This window comes from Microcoleus sp. Pol7_A1 (assembly GCF_036701085.1).
In the GTDB taxonomy this organism is placed as follows: domain Bacteria; phylum Cyanobacteriota; class Cyanobacteriia; order Cyanobacteriales; family Microcoleaceae; genus Microcoleus; species Microcoleus asticus.
Genome location: NZ_JAUBQD010000022.1, coordinates 1 through 18,866, shown reverse-complemented (window position 1 = coordinate 18,866; position 18,866 = coordinate 1). Strand labels below are relative to the sequence as shown.

The following is an 18,866-nucleotide window of genomic DNA, read 5'->3' as shown; positions in this document are numbered from 1 at the left end:
ATGAAATTGACAATTGATACGGCTGAAAAAACACTAACTTGTGAGATTGATCACCAGAAGCAGGTATTAGACCTTTACACAAAAGAAGCTTTTGAACTGATATCGCTTCAGTGGGTTAAAGTTGGATGGAATCAGAAATATTCTTACACATTTAGTTGGTTTGGTCGCCCTTTGCTGCAACTCCCTGAAGATTTGATTCGCATTCAGGAAGTTATCTATCAGGTTAAACCGGATGTAATTATTGAAACCGGGGTGGCTCACGGTGGCTCGCTGATTTATTATGCTAGCCTTTTTAAAGCAATAGGCAAGGGTAGGGTTGTAGGAGTTGATATTGAAATTCGCCCCCACAATCGCCAGGCTATAGAGGAACATGAACTGTCATCGTTCATTACTTTAGTGGAAGGCAGTTCTACAGATATCAGTATTCTAGAGCAGGTGAAAAAACTAGTAACTCTAGGGGAGACTGTCTTGGTGATTCTTGACTCGTGTCACACAAAACAGCACGTTGCTGACGAGTTAGAGGCTTATTGTAGTTTTGTAACACCAGGCTCCTATATAATTGCCACCGATGGGATTATGAAGGATTTGTATGATGTGCCGAGGGGAAATCCTGAATGGACTTGGGATCATCCTACTGCCGCCGCGGCTGAGTTTGCGGAGCTGCATCCTGAGTTTGTGCTGGAGCAACCTAAATGGCCGTTTAGCGAGAGCGATTTGACAGACAATGTGACTCACTGGCCTGGAGCATGGTTAAAGCGTACTTAAATCTGGTCTATTCATAGTGTGAGTACCTTGCTCACACTAACTTGTGAAAAAAACACATCAACGAATTTCCATCTGATTTAAGAATTTAACTATCTGATTATAAATAAACCGCCAATCGCAATCATAGTTGTTATTAATACCATCAGTAATATTTTCGTTAGGAACTAATACTTGCGCTTTTAAGTTTTCTCTAAAAGTCGCATGGCTTAGGTGATTGCCAAAGGTATTCATCATAAAGGTAGATGCGTGAACGACAATATTCGGATGATTGGCTATCCATGATGAAAAAGTCATACCAGCGCCCAAGCTAGTTATACCTACCTCTATAGCTTGAGTCCACCAAACAACTGTTTCAAAAGTGGTAGCACCGATTGCACTGTATGTATTGATAGTAGGAGGGATAAGAGCAAGTATTTCTTCCATTATGGCTTTCTCCTTTTCAATTATAGACCAACTCGTACTTAGAGAGTTCTCTTTTCCTGTTAGAGACCACCCATCAAACACAACTCCCAAATTTGGAAAATCTGAAGATAGGCTTTTGATGATATTTGCTATTCCTTCTGCTTGACCTAACCATACCCTACTACTGGTGCGAATTTGGACACCCAAAAGTGGAAAATGTTTCTTAGCTTGTTTTACTTCTGTCAAAAAATCTTGAGAACAATTTTTGAGGGAAACATGGCATACTCTCTTTACTAATTGCTCCTTAATAAATATACCATTTGCCCTGAAAGCAACATAATTATTATCTAATATAGTTTTAAAAAGATCCCAAACATTTTCAACTTCAATGAACTTGTTAGCAGGAATTTCCGGGAAAACTTCTCGACAATTGAAGTAGTCCCCAGGCCCAGTCAGGATTTTATCAAGTTTATGCTGGATTTCATTCTCTATGAGAACATGAATACCTGCTAAGTCTTGCCACAAATAATGTCCTATATTGAAGCCTAAACCTATAACATCGACTACTTGTTTAGCTTCTGTTGATATATATTGTAGAACTTGCTGCCAACAGCTCACCATATAACTCTTGAACTTATTGATACTTTCTACAGAGCGCGCGAAACCAACTAACACTGGATTTAGATGAATAATTAGCTCTAATCTTGGTATATAAATTAACAATTTTTCACCGTTTGGGCAGCCTGTCATCAAATAAAATATTTCCCTTCCTACAAAGCGATAAAGAAAACCTTGCAAATCGTGGTGTCCCACTTCTTGATGATTGATAACGAATGATTGATTAGACCTAATAATCTTGCCACTGAAAGGACAAACTGCATAAACGTAACCAGTTTCTACGAGAACTTGCTGATACGGCAAAGTTAGTCTCATGGGCTGATGCAGATGTTTTGGATGATCGGCAAAACTCTTGATGTAAATTTCTTGCAAGAGAAAATTGTCTTGTGCTATTAGTTGCACATTCGCTAGCGACAGCCCCATTTTTTCCAGATATTTCTTATCATTAGAATTTTCTAATGTATGTGTAATGATTTTGTATCTGCTTGTTAGCCTGAAATATTCCTCGGCTGCTTTTGGTTTGATTTCTGCGTGGCAATCAATATTAGTTTCATTGAGTGGGTTGAGTTGATTCAATTCATTCCATATCTGATCGCAAACATTCCCATCACTATCGACTGGAATCTGTGGTGTTTTTTGAAGACAAACTATAGCCTCGTCTATCAGACCTTGTTGTGCCATGAGTATCGATAAGTTATGATGATAAGTCACAGCACTATTAATTGATGTGTTGAGCGCCTCTGAGGAGCAAGCAAGTACCTCATCTAGTAGTCCCTGTTTTAACAAACTTATTACTAACTCAGAGTAAATATTCGTTTTTTCAGGGATAATTTCTATAGTTTTTCGGTAGCAAGAAAGGGCTTCTTCTAGCCTATTGTTTTTAGCAAAAAACATCCCAACCTGTACAGCTTTTTGGTAAGCAGCGATTGCATCAGTAGATTTGCCTTGCCTTGTTAGCGCTTCACCTAAGTAGTAGTAAAGTATATATGACTCTGGATTCAGGGAGATAGCTCGTTGATAGCAAGCAATTTCCTCTGCTAAGTATTCATGGCTAATTTCTAACTCGCGCCAGCGACAAGCTATCTCGTTTTCGATATACGGATACTTAGTTAAAACGTACCCAAACTCCTGTGAACTTCGGAATGAACTGAGGATAATCTGGCGGGATATCGCACCATCCTGGAGATTTTTGGAATATGTTTCTTTCTCATTCGCCTGGGGTTCGCGCTTCAAATAGGCGCGGTAAACTTCTTGCACAAAATTTGACTCGGTGAGGGAGTCAGCAGCTTGTAAAAAAGCTTCATCGTTGATTTGAGGCAGATCCATTTCACACGCATCTTTCTGGCGTTTTTGGAGCAGGATTTTTCCCGTATCTGGATGGGAGCGTAAAAGTTCTAACTTGATCTGCGTCCAACGATATAAAGTTTGTCCTAACTGTTGATAAGACTCATAAGAATTTGGATTTAGTTCACAAGCAAGACGATAGCAGTCAATCGCCTTTTCCCACATCTCAAGTTTTACTAATGTCTTTCCTAGCTGCCAGTAAACTTCAAAGCTCTCGGGTTTAAGTTCCAATAATTTATAGTAAGATTCCGTATGATCTGGATTTAGCTCAATGGCTCTAAAGTACGATGCGATCGCCCCCTCCAAGTCCAATTTAGTTCGCTGCTGCAGGACCTCCCCCAACTTATTGTGAACCCAGTCCGCCTCTGGGTTCAGATTGCTCGCTTGCCGGTAACTCGCGATCGCTTCATCTAGCTGACCCAGTTTAGCTAAGCTCTCGCCTAAGCCGCAGTAAGAACCAAAATGTTGCGGATTGAGTTCAATGGCTTTACGGAAAGCGGCTGCGGCCTCCTCTGGTTGCAGTTGCTGAGCTAGAGCATCTCCTAAATGGTGGTAAGACCAAGAGAAATCCGGGTTGAGTTCTATAGCGCGACGGTAAGCTGCAATCGCTTCCTCCAGCTTGCCTTGCTGAGTCAGGGCTTCCCCTAAGTGGTGGTAAGACCAAGAAATGTCAGGATTTAACTCAATCGCATGGCGGTAAGCCGCGATCGCTTCATCTAAATTGCCTGACTCTAGAAAATGATCCCCTTCGTGGATATGGGTTACAGCCGTTTTCTCTGCATTCATTTTGAATAACTGCCACTTGTGATAAACTTGCAACGTAGTTGATTTTAACTGAAGTGTGCGAGCAAGACAAGAACTCACTGGACTGACCTGACCCTAGTCAAACACAGTAAAATACTGAATTGAGGATTTACGTTTGACATGGGGAACATTTTGCGATCGCTACCAGTCTGTCCACACTGACGCAACTTGCCTTCGGTCGAAGCAATCTAGCCAATAACAAGGAAAAATTAGGAGAGGGACGAAGTACAAAATGCACCAAGTCGTGCAGATGATAGTAGATGAAATATGTTACATAAAAACATTTGTTTCAACAAAATTCATAGAGGTATATAGGTATTATTGTGGTTGAACTAATTGCCGTTAAGGATGGACTAAAATGACTAACTGGAAAAAAACATTTTTATTTAAAGGAAAAGAGTTATATTACAATCGCATACCGTATAACAATCCGTCGGAAAGAGCGGTTGAAGTTTCGATTGGGTTTAACTTTCTGATTAATCTCCCAAATTCAAACCGTGTTCTAGAAGTGGGGAACGTACTTTCGCGCTATGAAAGCTCACTCGGCGAAAAGATGGGGGTTATTAAAAGAAGAATTATAGACAAATTTGAAAGAGATATAGGTGTGGATAACGAAGATTTAATGACTCTTGAATCCGAGGAAAAATATGATGCTATAGTTTCAATCTCTACCGTAGAACATATAGGTCAGGGACTTGATCCGTGCGGTGCTTACGGTGAGTCTACAGAAATTGGCGATCGGGAAGCTCCACTGAAGGCAATCGCGAAGATCTACGATTTGCTTGCTATTGAGGGAAAAGCAGTGATTACAGTTCCCTTTGGAGTCCTTACTGATGGAGGATGGTACATTCAGTTCAGCGCGCAGTATCTGGCACTATTAAAAAAATATGGAATTCCTCAAGAAGCCATCCGTACAAGTTTTTTAAGATTAACTGATAGAGATCCAACAAAGGATAGCGTCAAAATGCTTTGGGAAGAAAGAGAAGAGATAGAACTTAGTAATGTAGAGTACAACCATCCTTTCCCCTTTGCAAATGCAATCGCTGTTATAGAGCTTTGTAAGGTTTCCAACGATTTTCATTTAGACTTAAATATCGATCCTACCCCTCTGTTTTACAATAGGCCCTATGAAAATCGGGTGGAATTGGATCAAGACAAGGCGCAATTACACCCTACTCACACAGATTTAGAGCAATACAACCAGCCAGAGTATCAAACTCAGGCGAAGGTGGAAATAATATCGGTTCATGTACCAAAAACAGCAGGAACAACATTTTATCAAGTTTTAAGTCATGTTTATGGTCGTGAAGCTGTTTTCAGGGATAATGAGAATGTTCCCGAAAGTCAAATTAAACCATCTGCTTTACCAGCAAACATTAAAGTTATTCATGGTCACTTTGCCTTAGACAAGTACAAAGGCTATTTTCATAATGCTAAAAAAGTAATCTGGTTGAGAAACCCTGTAATTCGATTAATATCAAATTACTTTTTTTGGCGGATGGAAAAGGTTGGTATTCCACGCAATATGGATGTCTTGGGAATCGTAGAGTTTGCCAATCTTCCTGCGGTGCGAAATATAGTAGCTAACTATATTGGGAAAAATCAGTTGAGTAATTTTTACTTTGTCGGAATTCAGGAGTTTTTCCAGTCAGACTTAGAAGACTTAAAAACGATGATGGGGTGGAGTGATGTTAGCGTTTTTTTTACTAATGCTAATACATTTCCTGAGTATGATATTCAATTACGAAAAATATTAGATGATAACGAAATTGTCAAGAAGTTAGCACAGAGCAATAGTCTCGATATGGAACTGTATCAACAGGCTCTGAACTTGCGAGCAAAGCGTAGGAATGAATTAGGTGGATTCCACCAGCTTCTGCAACTTAGTGAACAGTCTCAGTCGCAATTGCATCAAGAACAGAGTCAATTGGCACAATCGCAGTTGCAACTGCACCAGATTCAGGGTGAATTGGAGCAATCTCAGTCGCAATTGCATCATGCACAGAGTCAATTGGCACAATCGCAGTTGCAACTGCACCAGACTCAGGGTGAATTGGCACAATCTCAGTCTCAACTGCACCAGACTCAGGGTGAATTGGAGCAATCTCAGTCTCAACTGCACCAGACTCAGGGTGAATTGGCACAATCTCAGTCTCAACACCACCAGACTCAGACGGAATTGGCACAATCTCAGTCTCAACACCACCAGACTCAAGCAGTATTGGTAAACTCTCAGTTGGATCTGCACCAGACTCAGGCGGAATTGGCACAATCTCAGTCTCAACACCACCAGACTCAGGCGGAATTGGAACTATCCCAGTCTCAACTGCACCAGACTCAGGCGGAATTGGAACAATCTCAGTCTCAACTGCACCAGACTCAGGAAGAGTTGGAACAATCTCAGTCTCAACTGCACCAGACTCAGGAAGAGTTGGAACAATCTCAGTCTCAACTACACCAGACTCAGGAAGAGTTGGAACAATCCCAGTCTCAACTACACCAGACTCAGGAAGAGTTGGAACAATCTCAGTCTCAACTACACCAGACTCAGGAAGAGTTGGAACAATCCCAGTCTCAACTACACCAGACTCAGGCGGAATTGGAACTATCCCAGTCTCAACTGCACCAAACTCAGGAAGAGTTGGAGCAAGCTCAGTCTCAACTGCACCAGACTCAGGCGGAATTGGAACAATTTCAGTCTCAACTGCATCAGACTCAGGAAGAATTGGAGCAATCCCAATCTCAACTGCACCAGACTCAGGTTGAAAGGCAACTATTTCAGTCTCAACTGCACCAGGCTCAGGTTGAAGGGCAACTATTTCAGTCTCAACTGCACCAGGCTCAGGCTGAATTGGAGCAATCCCAGTCTCAACTGCACCAGACTCAGGCTGAATTGCAGCAATCTCAGTCTCAACTGCACCAGACTCAGGCTGAATTGCAGCAATCTCAGTCTCAACTGCACCAGACTCAGGCTGAAGGGGAAAGACTACAGTTTCAGGGAGGTAGGGTTGGAGATTCTGACTTACGACTCCAGTTGGATTACAAACTGCTGGTGTGGGAGGCTTGGCACGCTCATCACAATGGTGATATGAAAGCTATGGCTCACTTTCTAAAGGAATCATTAAAGTGTACCCCTTTCTCCGCAACAGAAACAGTATTAAAATGGTTAGAGAGTTTTGCCCAGTTCAGTTCAGAAAAGGGGTATCACCTTGATACCAACTCCCTGATTAACTCAGCGGAATGGAAGGAATTGATGCGTCGCGGTCTTCATAATGGCAAGAGTGTAATTCCTATGCACTAGACTGAGATTGCTAGCAACGTGCGATCGCACATCTAAATCTGACGTTCGTCGATCAACTTAGAACACTGTCCTCACCGAGCAATCAATCGTTCGTTCCTGAATGTGACGATAAAAACAGTAGGTTTTCAATTTCAAACTTAAATTGTATTCACAATTATCAGGAGGATAAAATTGACTATGTTCAATCAAACAGTAAGTTATACTTTTGGTGTCAATCTTGTAGGTCACGTGACAGGTGAATTTGGTCTGGGCGAAGGCATGAGAGGTACCATTAGAGCAATAGAAGCAGCAGGGATTCCCTTCGCACTCAAGGATATTAAAGAAAGTTCGCAGCGGAACTTAGATTATACATACACAGATTTTTCTGAAAGTAATCCCTATCCAATCAACATCGTTCATGCCAATCCTAATCCAGTCCATATGGAGCAAATTGGTTCTGAATACTTTCAGGGTAGATACAATATAGGATTTTGGGCTTGGGAACTGCCAACATTTCCCTATTTTTGGCAAGGTGCTTTTGATTTATTTGATGAAATATGGACTTATAGCCATTACACGGCTGAAGCCATTGCTAAGGTATCGTCTATTCCAGTTCTAAAAGTAGCACCTAGCATTTATCTGCCACAATCATCATTGGGGAGAGAAGCTTTAGGATTACCCGAAAATAAATTTATTTTTTTGTTCATGTTCGACTTGGGAAGCATATTTGAAAGAAAAAATCCAATAGCTACAGTAGAGGCATTTCAACGAGCTTTTGATAAACTAAATAATGATGTGCTATTGGTGATTAAGTTCCGACCGCATCCACAGTTTAAAGAGCAGCAAGAGCAACTTTTGAGTTCGGCAAAAGAATGGTCATCTATTAAGTTTATAGAGGTAGATTTAAAAAAAGAAGAAATTCATTCCTTAGTTAACTGTTGTGATTGTTATGTGTCGCTGCATCGTTCAGAGGGTTTTGGCTTGACCATGGCTGAAGCGATGTTTTACGGAAAACCTACGATCGCTACTGCATACTCCTCAAATGTTGAATTTATGAATGTAGGGAATAGTTTTTTGGTGAAATATGACCTAGTTACAACTACGGAAGATTATGGGCCTTACCCAAAAGGTAGTGTCTGGGCCGAGCCTGATATTGACCATGCGGCCTCCTTAATGCAGTATGTTTTTCACAATTATCAAGAAGCTGAGCAAGTAGGAGCCAGAGCAGCTAGGGAGATTAAGTCTATACTGAGTCCGCAGACTGTTGGCAGCACAATTAGAAGTCGCCTGCAACATATTATGAAAATTGGGATTCGCAGGCAATTAGAGCAATCTCAATTTCAACTCCCCCTAATCAACGATGCAGAATTTTTGCAAGAAACTGAGAGCCTCAATGATGGAGATTTTCTGGAAGTAGCTTATCACGCCTATCTAAAACGCGATCCCGACCGCGAAGGCAAAGAAACCTACATCCAAGTTTTACATGATGGCACCTTCACACGTCAGCAATTCCTCTGTGAAATGCGGGATTCACCTGAATTTGAGGCTTTGTGGAAGCTTGTGGAGGAAGGACTTTTGCCCTTAGCTTCGGAAGTAAAATTGATTTCCGTACACATACCAAAAACAGCAGGCGTAACGTTTGGCAAGATTTTAGAACAAGTTTATGGTAGCGATAAATTAGTTAAAGAATACAAAAATAGGTCTTTAGCTACTATCGTGCAACAAGGTGGGATTAATAGAGAAACTAGAATAATTCACGGCTATTTTCCTGCTGTAAAGTACAAAGGATGTTTTTTGCATTCCGTTCCCTCGATAATTTGGTTAAGGCATCCCATTACTCGCTTAATTTCCTGGTATTGTGATTCTATTAGTATGCGGAGTGACGTTACTGAGGATGAATTTCAGAAATATGTCAGTCAAACCAAGCCGAGTCTGCTGGAATTTGCTGAGCTACCAGCAACCCAGAACTTGATGTCGAGGTGCGTTCTGGGAATGAAGCTAAGTGATTTTTACTTTGTCGGCATCCAAGAATTTTTCCGCGATGACCTAAGTGACCTGAGAGAGATGCTAGGTTTGCCAGAGGTAGAAATTGGTTGGCATAACAAAAATAGATACCCCGGGTATCACGGTTATGTTAACAATGTCTTGAGTGATAAGAATCTGCTAGCTAAGCTAGCAGCTATCAATAGCCAAGATATGGAACTTTATCAAACCGCATTGAATTTGAGAGAGAAGCGGAAAGAGAGAACTACAGAAAACTCAGAACTCCATTCAAGTTAGGGCTCGCTGCTATTTATGATTAAAAAAAACGCTGCGACTACTGGCATCAATCAGCAGCCAGTTATTATCAACGATGAGCCGAGCCTCACTAATCCCGTTTCGCAAATGGCTACTGAGGCGCAGTGTCGCTCAGATGCCTTTGTTTACTGGTGTCAAGAGACTCGTCTGCCTCACCCGCCTGTCTTCCACCGCAAGCTGTGGGAGTACGGCTATATCCTCCAGGCCCTATCTGAGACAGGAATGATGTCACCAGGCAAGCGTGGGCTGGGTTTTGGTGTCGGCAAGGAACCCCTGGTCGCGGTAATGGCCCAGCGCGGCTGCGAGATAGTCGCTACAGACCTCGATCTAGAAGAGGCTACAAAGCAGGGCTGGGCTGGTTCGGGTCAACACGCAGCAACGCTCGAAGCGCTTAACGATCGTGGTATCTGCCCGCGTGATCGCTTTGCGGCACTGGTAAAGTACCGGATCGCGGACATGAACAAAATAGATCCGGATTTGGTAGGCTTCGATTTTGTCTATTCGTCTTGCGCCCTCGAACACGTCGGTTCGATCGAACTGGGTCTGCAATTCGTAAAAAACAGCCTTAAGTGCCTGCGTCCGGGCGGAATAGCAGTACACACCACCGAATTCAACGTTTTTTCTAATGACGCGACGATCGACAACCAACAGACTGTACTGTTTCGACGGCAGGACATCGACGGACTCGCTGCAGATTTGACAAGCGAAGGACACGAAATAGTCCTCAACTACAACGCCGGAAGCGGGCCATTCGATCGTCACATAGACGTACCCCCCTGGTCGGCAATACACTTAAAGCTTCAGTTAGAACAATATGTCACAACATCCTTGGGGCTGCTCATTCAAAAGGCTTCATAGATTAAATCGTTTTTCAATCCTATTTAGACATTTCTACCCAGCAAAAAACAAGACCAATGTTAAATCATCAACTAAATAATTCTTTGGGTGTTAATTTAACCGGTCATATAACCGGTGATTTTGGGCTAGCGGAAGCCGCTAGAGGGAATCTCAGAGCCTTAGAAGCAGCCAGAATTCCCTTTGCAGTTAAGGATCTAAAAATAGATTGGCTACCAAACTCCGATACCAGCTACAAAAATTTTTCCGATGACAACCCATATCCAATCAACATTATCCAAACCAACCCCAATTGGGTTGAGCAGATTTTAGCAGGATACTTTCCCGGCATTGGTTCTGAATATTTCAAAGGGAAATACAATATAGGTGTCTGGTTATGGGAACTGCCAGTATTTCCCTCTGAGTGGCAGTGGGCATTTGATTTATTTGATGAAATTTGGACTACCAGTAACTTTTGTGCAGAAGCGTTTTCTGCCGTCTCCCAAGTTCCTGTACTCAAAATTCCTGTTAGCCTCGCCTTCCCGCAACCATTATTAACAAGAGAAAACCTCAACTTACCCAAAGATAAGTTTATTTTTCTATTCATGTTTGACTTTGGCAGTTCCTTTGAACGGAAAAATCCCTTTGCCACTGTTGAGGCATTTAAACGAGCTTTTGGTAAATCTAATCAAGATGTTTTACTCGTTCTCAAGTTTGCTAATGCTCATCTTTTTCCGCAACGGCGACAGGAACTGATTGATTTAGCTGAGGGTTGGTCATCTCTTCAGTTTATAGACGGACATTTGCAAAAAGAAGAGATTCACGGCTTGGTTAATAGTTGTGACTGTTATGTGTCTCTGCATCGGGCTGAAGGATTCGGTTTAACAATGTCGGAAGCCATGTACTACGGCAAACCAGTAATCGCCACAGCCTATTCATCTAATATGGAATTTATGAATGTTGGCAATAGTTTTCCGGTTAAATATGAACTGGTGACAACAACTGAAGATTATGGAGCTTACCCCCAAGGCAGTGTCTGGGCGGAACCAGATATTGCTCATGCTGCGTCTCTCATGCAGTCAGTATTTGAGAATTATCAGGAAGCTCAGAAAACAGGAAAAATAGCAGCCAAGGAAATCAGGTCTTTATTAAATCCTCAAGCTGTAGGTATAAAAATAAAAAATCGCCTTGGATTTATCATGGCACATCTAAATCATACCCAATTGTCAAATCGGTTCCATGAACTTCAGACAGAAAGAGATCTATTGGCTCGTCAAGCCCAAGCTTGGAGGCAGACAGCATTACAGGTACAGAAAGAGTTAGCAAAATACTCTTAATTTAAACGATAATAGCGCTGAATTATCAAGCATTTATTCGCAATATTTCTTAAGTAAAAGACGAACCATGTTAAATCAAACAATAGATTCTAATTTCGGCATCAATTTTATCGGACACCTGAGCGGTGAATATGGTCTGGGAGAAGGTTCTAGGGCCACTCTCAGAGCGATAGAAGCTGCTGGCATTCCGTTTGCACTGAAAGATATTAAGGTACATTGGCATCGAAATTTAGATAGCAGCTACACAAGTTTTTCCGAGCAAAATCCCTATCCCATTAACCTGATCCACACTCTGCCAGAACCCATGGTTTTCAACATGGTCGATCGCGAATGCTTTAAAGGTCGATACAATATTGGCTTCTGGGCTTGGGAACTGCCGATATTTCCATCAGGGTGGCTGTACGCTTTTTCTTTATTTGACGAGATATGGACTTATAGCAATTACTGCGCTGAAGCGATCGCGCCCGTATCCCCCGTCCCTGTGATTAAGATGATGTCCAGCCTTGAATTTCCCGAACCGTCATTTGAGAGAGAAGCATTAGGATTACCCCAAGATAAATTTATTTTTTTGTTCATGTTTGACTTCCACAGTACAATAGGCCGCAAAAATCCCTTTGCTACTTTGGAGGCATTTAAGCGAGCTTTTGCTCAATCGAATGAAGATGTCTTACTGGTACTCAAGTTTTCTAATGGCAACTTTTTCCCCCAAGAGCGAGACAAACTCAAAGCGCAAGCTGAGGGCTGGCCAGTTCACTTTATAGATGGGCATTTAAAGAGAGAAGAACTTCATGCTTTAGTCGCCAATTGCGACTGCTATGTTTCCCTGCACCGGGCCGAAGGTTTTGGTTTGACAATGGCGGAAGCGATGTACTACGGCAAACCCGTAATCGCGACTGGTTACTCATCTAATATGGAATTTATGAATGTCGGCAATAGTTTTCCAGTAAAATATGACATAGTGACGCTGACCGAAGATTATGGGCCTTACTTTAAAGGAAATTACTGGGCAGATCCCCATATCGATCATGCAGCATCCTTAATGCAGTATGTTGTTGAAAATCCCCAGGAAGCACAACAAGTAGGAGCGAGAGCTGCTCAGGAAATCAAGTCTTTACTGAGTCCTCAACTTCAAGGCATCAAAATTAAAAATCGGTTGGAAATAATTAGAAACAGAATGAACCAATCTACAAACTGGTCAACAGGCATCCATCAAATTCAGAAAGAGACGGCTTTGGCTCATTCTCAAATCCAAGTTTGGCGGCAGACAACACAGCAAATTCAATCGGAGCTAGCGCAATACCAACGGTTTGCTAAGACTTGAAAAATTTATTTGCTTTACTGTAGATATTTCTTATGAGGAGTTCAGTTATGTCCAACAACACAAGTTTTAAGTTTGGAGTTAATATTATCGGTCATGTGAGTGGCGAGTTTGGCTTGGGCGGGGGTGTGCGAGGGACTATCAGAGCGCTCGAAGCAGCTAACATTCCTTTCACCATTAAGGATATGAAAGAAAATTCGCAACGCAACTTAGATTCTACATACACCAATTTTTCCAGCGATCATTCTTATCCCATTAATATTGTCCATACCAACCCTCACGAGTCCTTGTTGAATTTGATCGACCCGGAATATTTTAATAATCGCTATAATATTGGTTTTTGGATTTGGGAACTTCCGGTATTTCCTGATTTTTTCAGAGGAGCTTTTAATCGATTTGATGAGGTGTGGACTTACAGTAATTATACTGCCCAAACGATTTCAGATGTATCGCCTCTTCCCGTTGTCAAATTACCACCTAGCATTTATTTAGCGCCCAACGAGTTGGGGAGAGAATCTTTAGGACTACCTAAAGAAAAATTTATTTTCCTGTTCATGTTCGACATGGGTAGCGGTTTTGAGCGAAAAAATCCTTTTGCTACCATTGAGGCGTTTAAAAAAGCTTTTGGTCAGTCTAATGAAGATGTTTTACTGATTATTAAGTTTCGACCTCATCCTTACTATCAAAATCAGTACGATCAACTAAAAGCAATGACAGAAGACTGGCCATCTATTCAACTTATCGAAGGGCATTTGAGCAAGGAAGAGGTTCATGGCTTAGTAGATAATTGTAACTGCTATGTATCGCTACATCGGGCTGAGGGTTTTGGTTTGACTATGGCGGAGGCAATGTATTACGGCAAGCCAGTCATAGCTACCGCTTATTCATCAAATACCGATTTTATGAATGTCGGCAATAGTTTTTTGGTGAAATACGATCTAGTGGCAACTACTGAAGCTTATGGACTTTACCCAAAAGGTAGTATCTGGGCTGAGCCGGATATCGATCATACAACTTGGCTCATGCAGTATGTTTTTAAAAATTATTCGGAAGCACAGGAAGTAGGAGCGAGAGCAGCTAAGGAGATTAGGTCTTTATTCAATCCAGAGCTTATTGGTCAAAAAATTAGACATCGCCTGGAATATATTATGAGGGCAATAGAAGAGAAAAAGTTGGTTGAATCGCAAGCTCAAGCGTGGAAGCAAGCGGCGCTGCAATCTCAGAGAGAACTAGACAGAGCAAGGCTTCAATTTTGATATTAGCAACTGGCTGGCATCAGGGATTATTTATTATGCGTCTTCTGATAAATTAGCCTACAAATCTTCCGCTCGCATACAGCAAATGTAGAAACAATAAGAATTATCGGGATTATCATTTAAAAGTTGGCTGTGAAGAAATTCATGGTTGAGAGTTTCCTGGCTTGAAGTTTCAATCGATTGTGAGAGATCAATAATACCCTTCGTCTCCACTATTTTGAAATTATGCTTCTCCAAAAGCTTGCACAAATCATCGAAATAGTATTCTAGCTTGTGTTCAGGATGAATATAATTATTGGGAAACTGTAGCTTGGTAGCTTTCCTATTAGGAGTGTCAAGAGCCAACTTACCACCAGACTTTAATAATTTATAAACTTGGTCCAATAGTTTTTCTGCTTCTTCTGTGGTGATGTGTTCGATTGACTCTCCGGACCAAACTAAGTCAAAACTATTTTCTTGAAAGCAGCTTAAGTCTGTCATGCTTCCATAAACATATTCAATATTGCAATTTTGGTGCTTAACTTTTCTTGGCCAATCTGGCCCTGGAAACATCATTTTGTCTGGCGGAAAATCTCTAATATATAAATTTTCTGGAAGATGAGGATAGCCGAGCTGTAATAGAGCTCCTCTTTTATCTGATGCAGAATAACCTCCCAAATCTAATATCGCATTAGCAGGCGGTAGAAGGGTTCTAACCATTTTCATGCGAGCACTATGAAGTTTATTGTCCAACATAGAGTTGATATTTTCTTCAGTAAAGCCATGATTGCCACCTTCTTCACCTGTCAGCTTTTGTTGAAATTCATGCGCCTCAACCATTTTTTTTATAACAGTAGCTCGAGACGCACCTGTATTTAGTTCGTTTAACCAACCTTCCAGCCCATCAGGATCTGCTTCCCGCTCAAAGATTACCCAATATGCCATCCAGAGATAACTTTTGTCGCTCTTAGCATGAGCGGATAAAGTATTTTGGATACTTTCTTGCAGACGTTTTTCTTGTTCCGGTTTCATGGATCTCCCTCTAATTTGGACTGGCTTCTAAGCTTGTTACACCTGAAAGGCGTTTTTGAAATTCACTTGACTCAATCATCTTTTTGATGATATCAGCTCGATTCAAACCTGCCTTGATATCGTTTAACCAACCTTCTACTCCTTCAGGGTCAGCTTCCCGCTCAAAAATTACCCAATAGGCCATCCAGAGATAACTCTTGTCGCTTTTAGCATGAATAGAGAAAGTCTTTTGGATATTTGATTCTAGACGCTGAGCTTCTTCCGGTGTCATTTGGGTTTCTCTAATTTCGATTGACTTTTGTAGGGTAATAATATTGATTATGCGACATTACACTACGAAATGTAGACCACATCGCAATCTAAATTAGAAAATCTTGGGTTCTAACTCTAAGGCGTGACGGTAACAAGAACTTGCTTCATCTATTCGCCCTTTTTTGGTCAATACTTCCCCTAAATTATAGTGGAACCAAGAGAAATCTGACTTAAGTTCTATGGCACGGCGGTAACAAGCGATCGCTCCCTCCAAATCTCCTTGATGTCGCAGCATATCCCCTAAATTATTGTGGATATACGGATCGTCAGGTTTTAACTCGATCGCGCGGCGGTAACAGTTCATCGCTTCCTCCCGCTGACCTTTTGCACTCAAAGCATCGCCTAACAATTGGTAAGGTTTATACTCATTTGGTTGAACCTCAATAGCGCGGCGGTAACAAGCGATCGCCCGCTCTGTATCATTCTTTTGCGCGAATATCAACCCCAACTGCAATTGCGCCTCACCGCATTCGGGATTTACCTGCAACGCCATCTGATAAAAGACGATCGCCCCATCCGGCCAATTCTTCCGCACCAAAGCATCAGCCAACCCAACATAAAGGTCAGCATCATTCGGCGCAATCTCCAGCGCCTTGTGATACAACTGCACGTCATCACGATTCTCCTGAATCGCCCGCCCGTACAAACGCATCGCCTCCTTCAAATCCCACTGCGATCGCATCCTCAAAGCATCAGCCAACTTTTGCGAAATCCACGGCAAATCCGCCTGAATTTGCACAGCATGGCGGTAAGCGGCGATCGACTCATCCCACCGTTCCAGCTTCTCAAAAGCCGTTCCCATGTTGTAATAAGTCCAAGGAAAATCACGATTCAACTCTGCCGCGCGCCTGTAAACATCGATCGCTTCCTCCCACCTTTCCATTTCTAGCAACACGTCGCCTAACTTGCTCTGCGACCAGAAGAAATTCGGATTGATTTCGTTAGCACGCCGGTACGCAACAACCGCCTCATCCCACCGTTCCAAATTCACCAGCGCTTCTGCTAAATTGTTGTGCGCCCAAAAATGGTCCGGATTGAGTTCGATCGACCTTTGGTAAGCCGAAATTGCCTCTTCCCACCTTCCCAGTTTAATCAGCGCGTCAGCTAAATAGTTGTGCGACCAACTGAAATCTGGATTTAATTCTGTTGCTTTCCGGTAAGACTCTACAGATTCTTCCCACCGTTCCAACTTCAGCAACACATCAGCTAAATTGTTGTGAGACCAGCTAAAATCTGGATTTAATTCGATCGCCTTGCGGTAAGCATTTACAGCTTCTTCCAACCTTTCCAACTTAACCAGCGACTCAGCTAAATTGTTGTGCGACCAAGAAAGTTCGGGATTATTTCTAATAGCGTTGCTGTAAGCATCTACCGCCGCTTCCCACTGTTCTTGATTTCTGAGAATTTCGCCCAATTCGTGATAAGCTGCGCCAGCATTTGGGTTCAATGCCACCGCGCGCCGGTAACACTCAATTCCCTTATCTACCTTACCTTGCTCGATCAAAGTTTTGGCTAAATTTTCGTGTTCCTCAGCGGTGCCCGACTTGGGGTCGATCGCATATGCCCGATACCAAGCCTCAGCCGCCTCCTCCGATTTGCCTAACTGCGTCAAAAGTTTCGCAAAATTGCGGAAAGCACCGGCAAAATCCGGTTTCAGGGCGATCGCCTTTTCGTAAGCAGAAACCGCTTGCTGCCACTGTTCTTGCTGCGCGCAAATGCTGCCGTAATTAGCATAAGCTTCGGCAAAATTTGGGTTAATTTCTATTGCTTTGACATAGCAACTTTTAGCTTCATCAATTTTGCCGCCAGCTTGCAGGGCGTTGCCCAGCATTTTGTAAAGCGGCGCTTCCGGCTTAATTTGCAGCGCCTTCTTGCAAGCTGCGATCGCCTGTTCCAATTTGCCCTGAGCAAAATAGCCTTCTGCCAGTATTTTGTATGCTTCTGGATCTTCTATATTAATTGTAGAATTAACTGCCTGCTGAACTGGCGGCTTAACTGGCGGCTGCACTGGCGGCTTAACTGCGGTTGCTGCGGGCTGCTGCTGCTTAACTGCACCGTTTGTGGCAGTTGCACCCGCCAAAGTTTGCTGTCCCTCGCTGCCGTTTCTCGCATTAGCTGCGTTGAGTTCAATAGCTTTGCGATAATATGCTGTCGCTTCCTCTAACTTGCCTTGTTTTTTGAGCGCTTCGCCCAAATTTTGGTAAGGAGTCGCCACATTAGGATTTAATTTTATGGCGCGATCGTAACAAGCGATCGCTTCGGGGAATTTTTCCTGCCGAAAAAAAGCGTCGCCCATATTCAAGTGTTCCACAGGCGCTACTTTTTCCGGTTCCAAACTAAATGCTTGATACCAGCACTGCTGGGCTTCTTCCGGTTTGCTAATTTGTCCGAATACTTTTGCTAAATTCCGGTACACTCCCGCGAAATTCGGCTTAATCGCGATCGCCTTTTGATAAAATCCGATCGCCTCCTGCCATTTTTGCTGCTGCGCGCCAAGGCTGCCCAAATTCGCGTATACTTCCGCAAAATTCGGTTCTATTTCAATCGCTTTAGCGTACCAGTGCCGCGCCTCTTCCATCCTGCCTTGAGCTTGCAGCGCGTTGCCCAAAGTCTTGTAAGCCGGTGCAAAATTGGGGTGAATTTTCAAAGCTTGCTCGCAGGAGGCGATCGCTTCTTCTAATTTTCCTTGGGATAAGTATATTTCTCCCTGTTGGTTAAATTGAACCGCTGTTGATTCTGTACTCACTGTTGATGGCATATGGGCGGCGGCTCCAGAGGCAGGAATTAAATAGGGTAGTCAAAACGTTTCACAATTATACTCGCGTTTGACACTAAGAGTAGCGGGCTTGTTCCCCCAATTCTTAATTTTTTTGACTCTCGGTGCTGGCGAGGAACCGGGATTGTCGGCTGATTTTTTGATTTTACGGCTAAATATGTAAGAATCAGTACGGTTTCAGGGAGATTTGCGCGCCAGTCCAGACTTTTGTACCTTCGGGTCGATCGCCCGTTTTGTAAAGAAAAGTAAACACTGCCGGTGCTTGCTTGTGGGATGCTTTCTTGTCGATTGGGTAAGGAAGATTGCACCCTTTTCTACAGGCTTTTTATCGGCGGGCTAGGAGCAACGGCCCACAAGAAAGAAATTCACTCTTCGCTTCACAGGCCCGAAAGCCTGTTTTTGAGCCTGGTGAAAGATGTGCGATCGAACCCAAAAGACATCTCCCAAAAAGAAATGGTTGATAGAGCGCTCTTAAATTATAATGGAATTTTATCCCCAAAAACATGAGCCA

The 18,866-nt window shown here is 42.6% G+C and carries 11 protein-coding genes; 7 read left to right on the top strand and 4 right to left on the bottom strand.

Annotation, left to right across the window (positions count from 1 at the left end):
• Positions 1-765: a CmcI family methyltransferase gene (locus QUA20_RS14495; protein ID WP_333189504.1), complete on the top strand. Its 765-nt coding sequence runs from the start codon at positions 1-3 to the stop codon at positions 763-765.
• 57 nt (positions 766-822) lie between these two features.
• Here QUA20_RS14495 and QUA20_RS14490 read toward each other — a convergent pair whose 3' ends face one another.
• On the bottom strand, positions 823-3,915 hold the full coding sequence (locus QUA20_RS14490) for a tetratricopeptide repeat protein (protein WP_333189503.1): 3,093 nt from the start codon (positions 3,913-3,915) through the stop codon (positions 823-825).
• 376 nt (positions 3,916-4,291) lie between these two features.
• Here QUA20_RS14490 and QUA20_RS14485 point away from each other — a divergent pair, with 376 nt between their 5' ends.
• The 6 genes from QUA20_RS14485 (at position 4,292) to QUA20_RS14460 (ending at position 14,256) form a co-directional block, all read left to right on the top strand.
• A complete protein-coding gene (locus tag QUA20_RS14485; RefSeq protein WP_333189502.1) occupies positions 4,292-7,234 on the top strand; it encodes a hypothetical protein in 2,943 nt (980 codons plus the stop codon).
• 177 nt (positions 7,235-7,411) lie between these two features.
• Positions 7,412-9,493 (top strand): glycosyltransferase, encoded by a 2,082-nt coding sequence (locus tag QUA20_RS14480; protein WP_333189501.1) that lies wholly within the window; start codon positions 7,412-7,414, stop codon positions 9,491-9,493.
• A gap of 15 nt (positions 9,494-9,508) precedes the next feature.
• Positions 9,509-10,369: a methyltransferase domain-containing protein gene (locus QUA20_RS14475; protein ID WP_333189500.1), complete on the top strand. Its 861-nt coding sequence runs from the start codon at positions 9,509-9,511 to the stop codon at positions 10,367-10,369.
• Between the two features lie 56 nt (positions 10,370-10,425).
• A complete protein-coding gene (locus QUA20_RS14470) occupies positions 10,426-11,682 on the top strand; it encodes a glycosyltransferase (RefSeq protein ID WP_333189499.1) in 1,257 nt (418 codons plus the stop codon).
• A gap of 67 nt (positions 11,683-11,749) precedes the next feature.
• Complete coding sequence (locus QUA20_RS14465) at positions 11,750-13,003, top strand: glycosyltransferase (protein ID WP_333189498.1); 1,254 nt, start codon at positions 11,750-11,752, stop codon at positions 13,001-13,003.
• A gap of 47 nt (positions 13,004-13,050) precedes the next feature.
• Positions 13,051-14,256, top strand: coding sequence for a glycosyltransferase (locus QUA20_RS14460; protein ID WP_333189497.1), 1,206 nt, complete (start codon positions 13,051-13,053; stop codon positions 14,254-14,256).
• Positions 14,257-14,313: 57 nt separating this feature from the next.
• On the opposite strand, the gene QUA20_RS14455 is transcribed toward QUA20_RS14460, so the two are convergent.
• From QUA20_RS14455 to QUA20_RS14445, 3 genes are all read right to left on the bottom strand, one after another.
• Complete coding sequence (locus tag QUA20_RS14455) at positions 14,314-15,267, bottom strand: DUF4214 domain-containing protein (protein WP_333189496.1); 954 nt, start codon at positions 15,265-15,267, stop codon at positions 14,314-14,316.
• Between the two features lie 10 nt (positions 15,268-15,277).
• Positions 15,278-15,538: a DUF4214 domain-containing protein gene (locus tag QUA20_RS14450; RefSeq protein ID WP_333189495.1), complete on the bottom strand. Its 261-nt coding sequence runs from the start codon at positions 15,536-15,538 to the stop codon at positions 15,278-15,280.
• A 93-nt stretch (positions 15,539-15,631) separates the two neighbouring features.
• Positions 15,632-18,337, bottom strand: coding sequence for a tetratricopeptide repeat protein (locus tag QUA20_RS14445; RefSeq protein ID WP_333189494.1), 2,706 nt, complete (start codon positions 18,335-18,337; stop codon positions 15,632-15,634).
• Between the last annotated feature and the right edge of the window lie 529 nt (positions 18,338-18,866).

Excerpts from the sequence above, each read along its gene's own strand:
- QUA20_RS14490 (WP_333189503.1), bottom strand. The coding sequence starts at position 3,915 with ATGAATGCAGAGAAAACGGCTGTAACCCATATCCACGAAGGGGATCAT.
- QUA20_RS14460 (WP_333189497.1), top strand. The coding sequence starts at position 13,051 with ATGTCCAACAACACAAGTTTTAAGTTTGGAGTTAATATTATCGGTCAT.
- QUA20_RS14455 (WP_333189496.1), bottom strand. The coding sequence starts at position 15,267 with ATGAAACCGGAACAAGAAAAACGTCTGCAAGAAAGTATCCAAAATACT.
- QUA20_RS14445 (WP_333189494.1), bottom strand. The coding sequence starts at position 18,337 with ATGCCATCAACAGTGAGTACAGAATCAACAGCGGTTCAATTTAACCAA.
- QUA20_RS14475 (WP_333189500.1), top strand. The coding sequence starts at position 9,509 with ATGATTAAAAAAAACGCTGCGACTACTGGCATCAATCAGCAGCCAGTT.
- QUA20_RS14485 (WP_333189502.1), top strand. The coding sequence starts at position 4,292 with ATGACTAACTGGAAAAAAACATTTTTATTTAAAGGAAAAGAGTTATAT.
- QUA20_RS14470 (WP_333189499.1), top strand. The coding sequence starts at position 10,426 with ATGTTAAATCATCAACTAAATAATTCTTTGGGTGTTAATTTAACCGGT.
- QUA20_RS14495 (WP_333189504.1), top strand. The coding sequence starts at position 1 with ATGAAATTGACAATTGATACGGCTGAAAAAACACTAACTTGTGAGATT.
- QUA20_RS14465 (WP_333189498.1), top strand. The coding sequence starts at position 11,750 with ATGTTAAATCAAACAATAGATTCTAATTTCGGCATCAATTTTATCGGA.
- QUA20_RS14450 (WP_333189495.1), bottom strand. The coding sequence starts at position 15,538 with ATGACACCGGAAGAAGCTCAGCGTCTAGAATCAAATATCCAAAAGACT.
- QUA20_RS14480 (WP_333189501.1), top strand. The coding sequence starts at position 7,412 with ATGTTCAATCAAACAGTAAGTTATACTTTTGGTGTCAATCTTGTAGGT.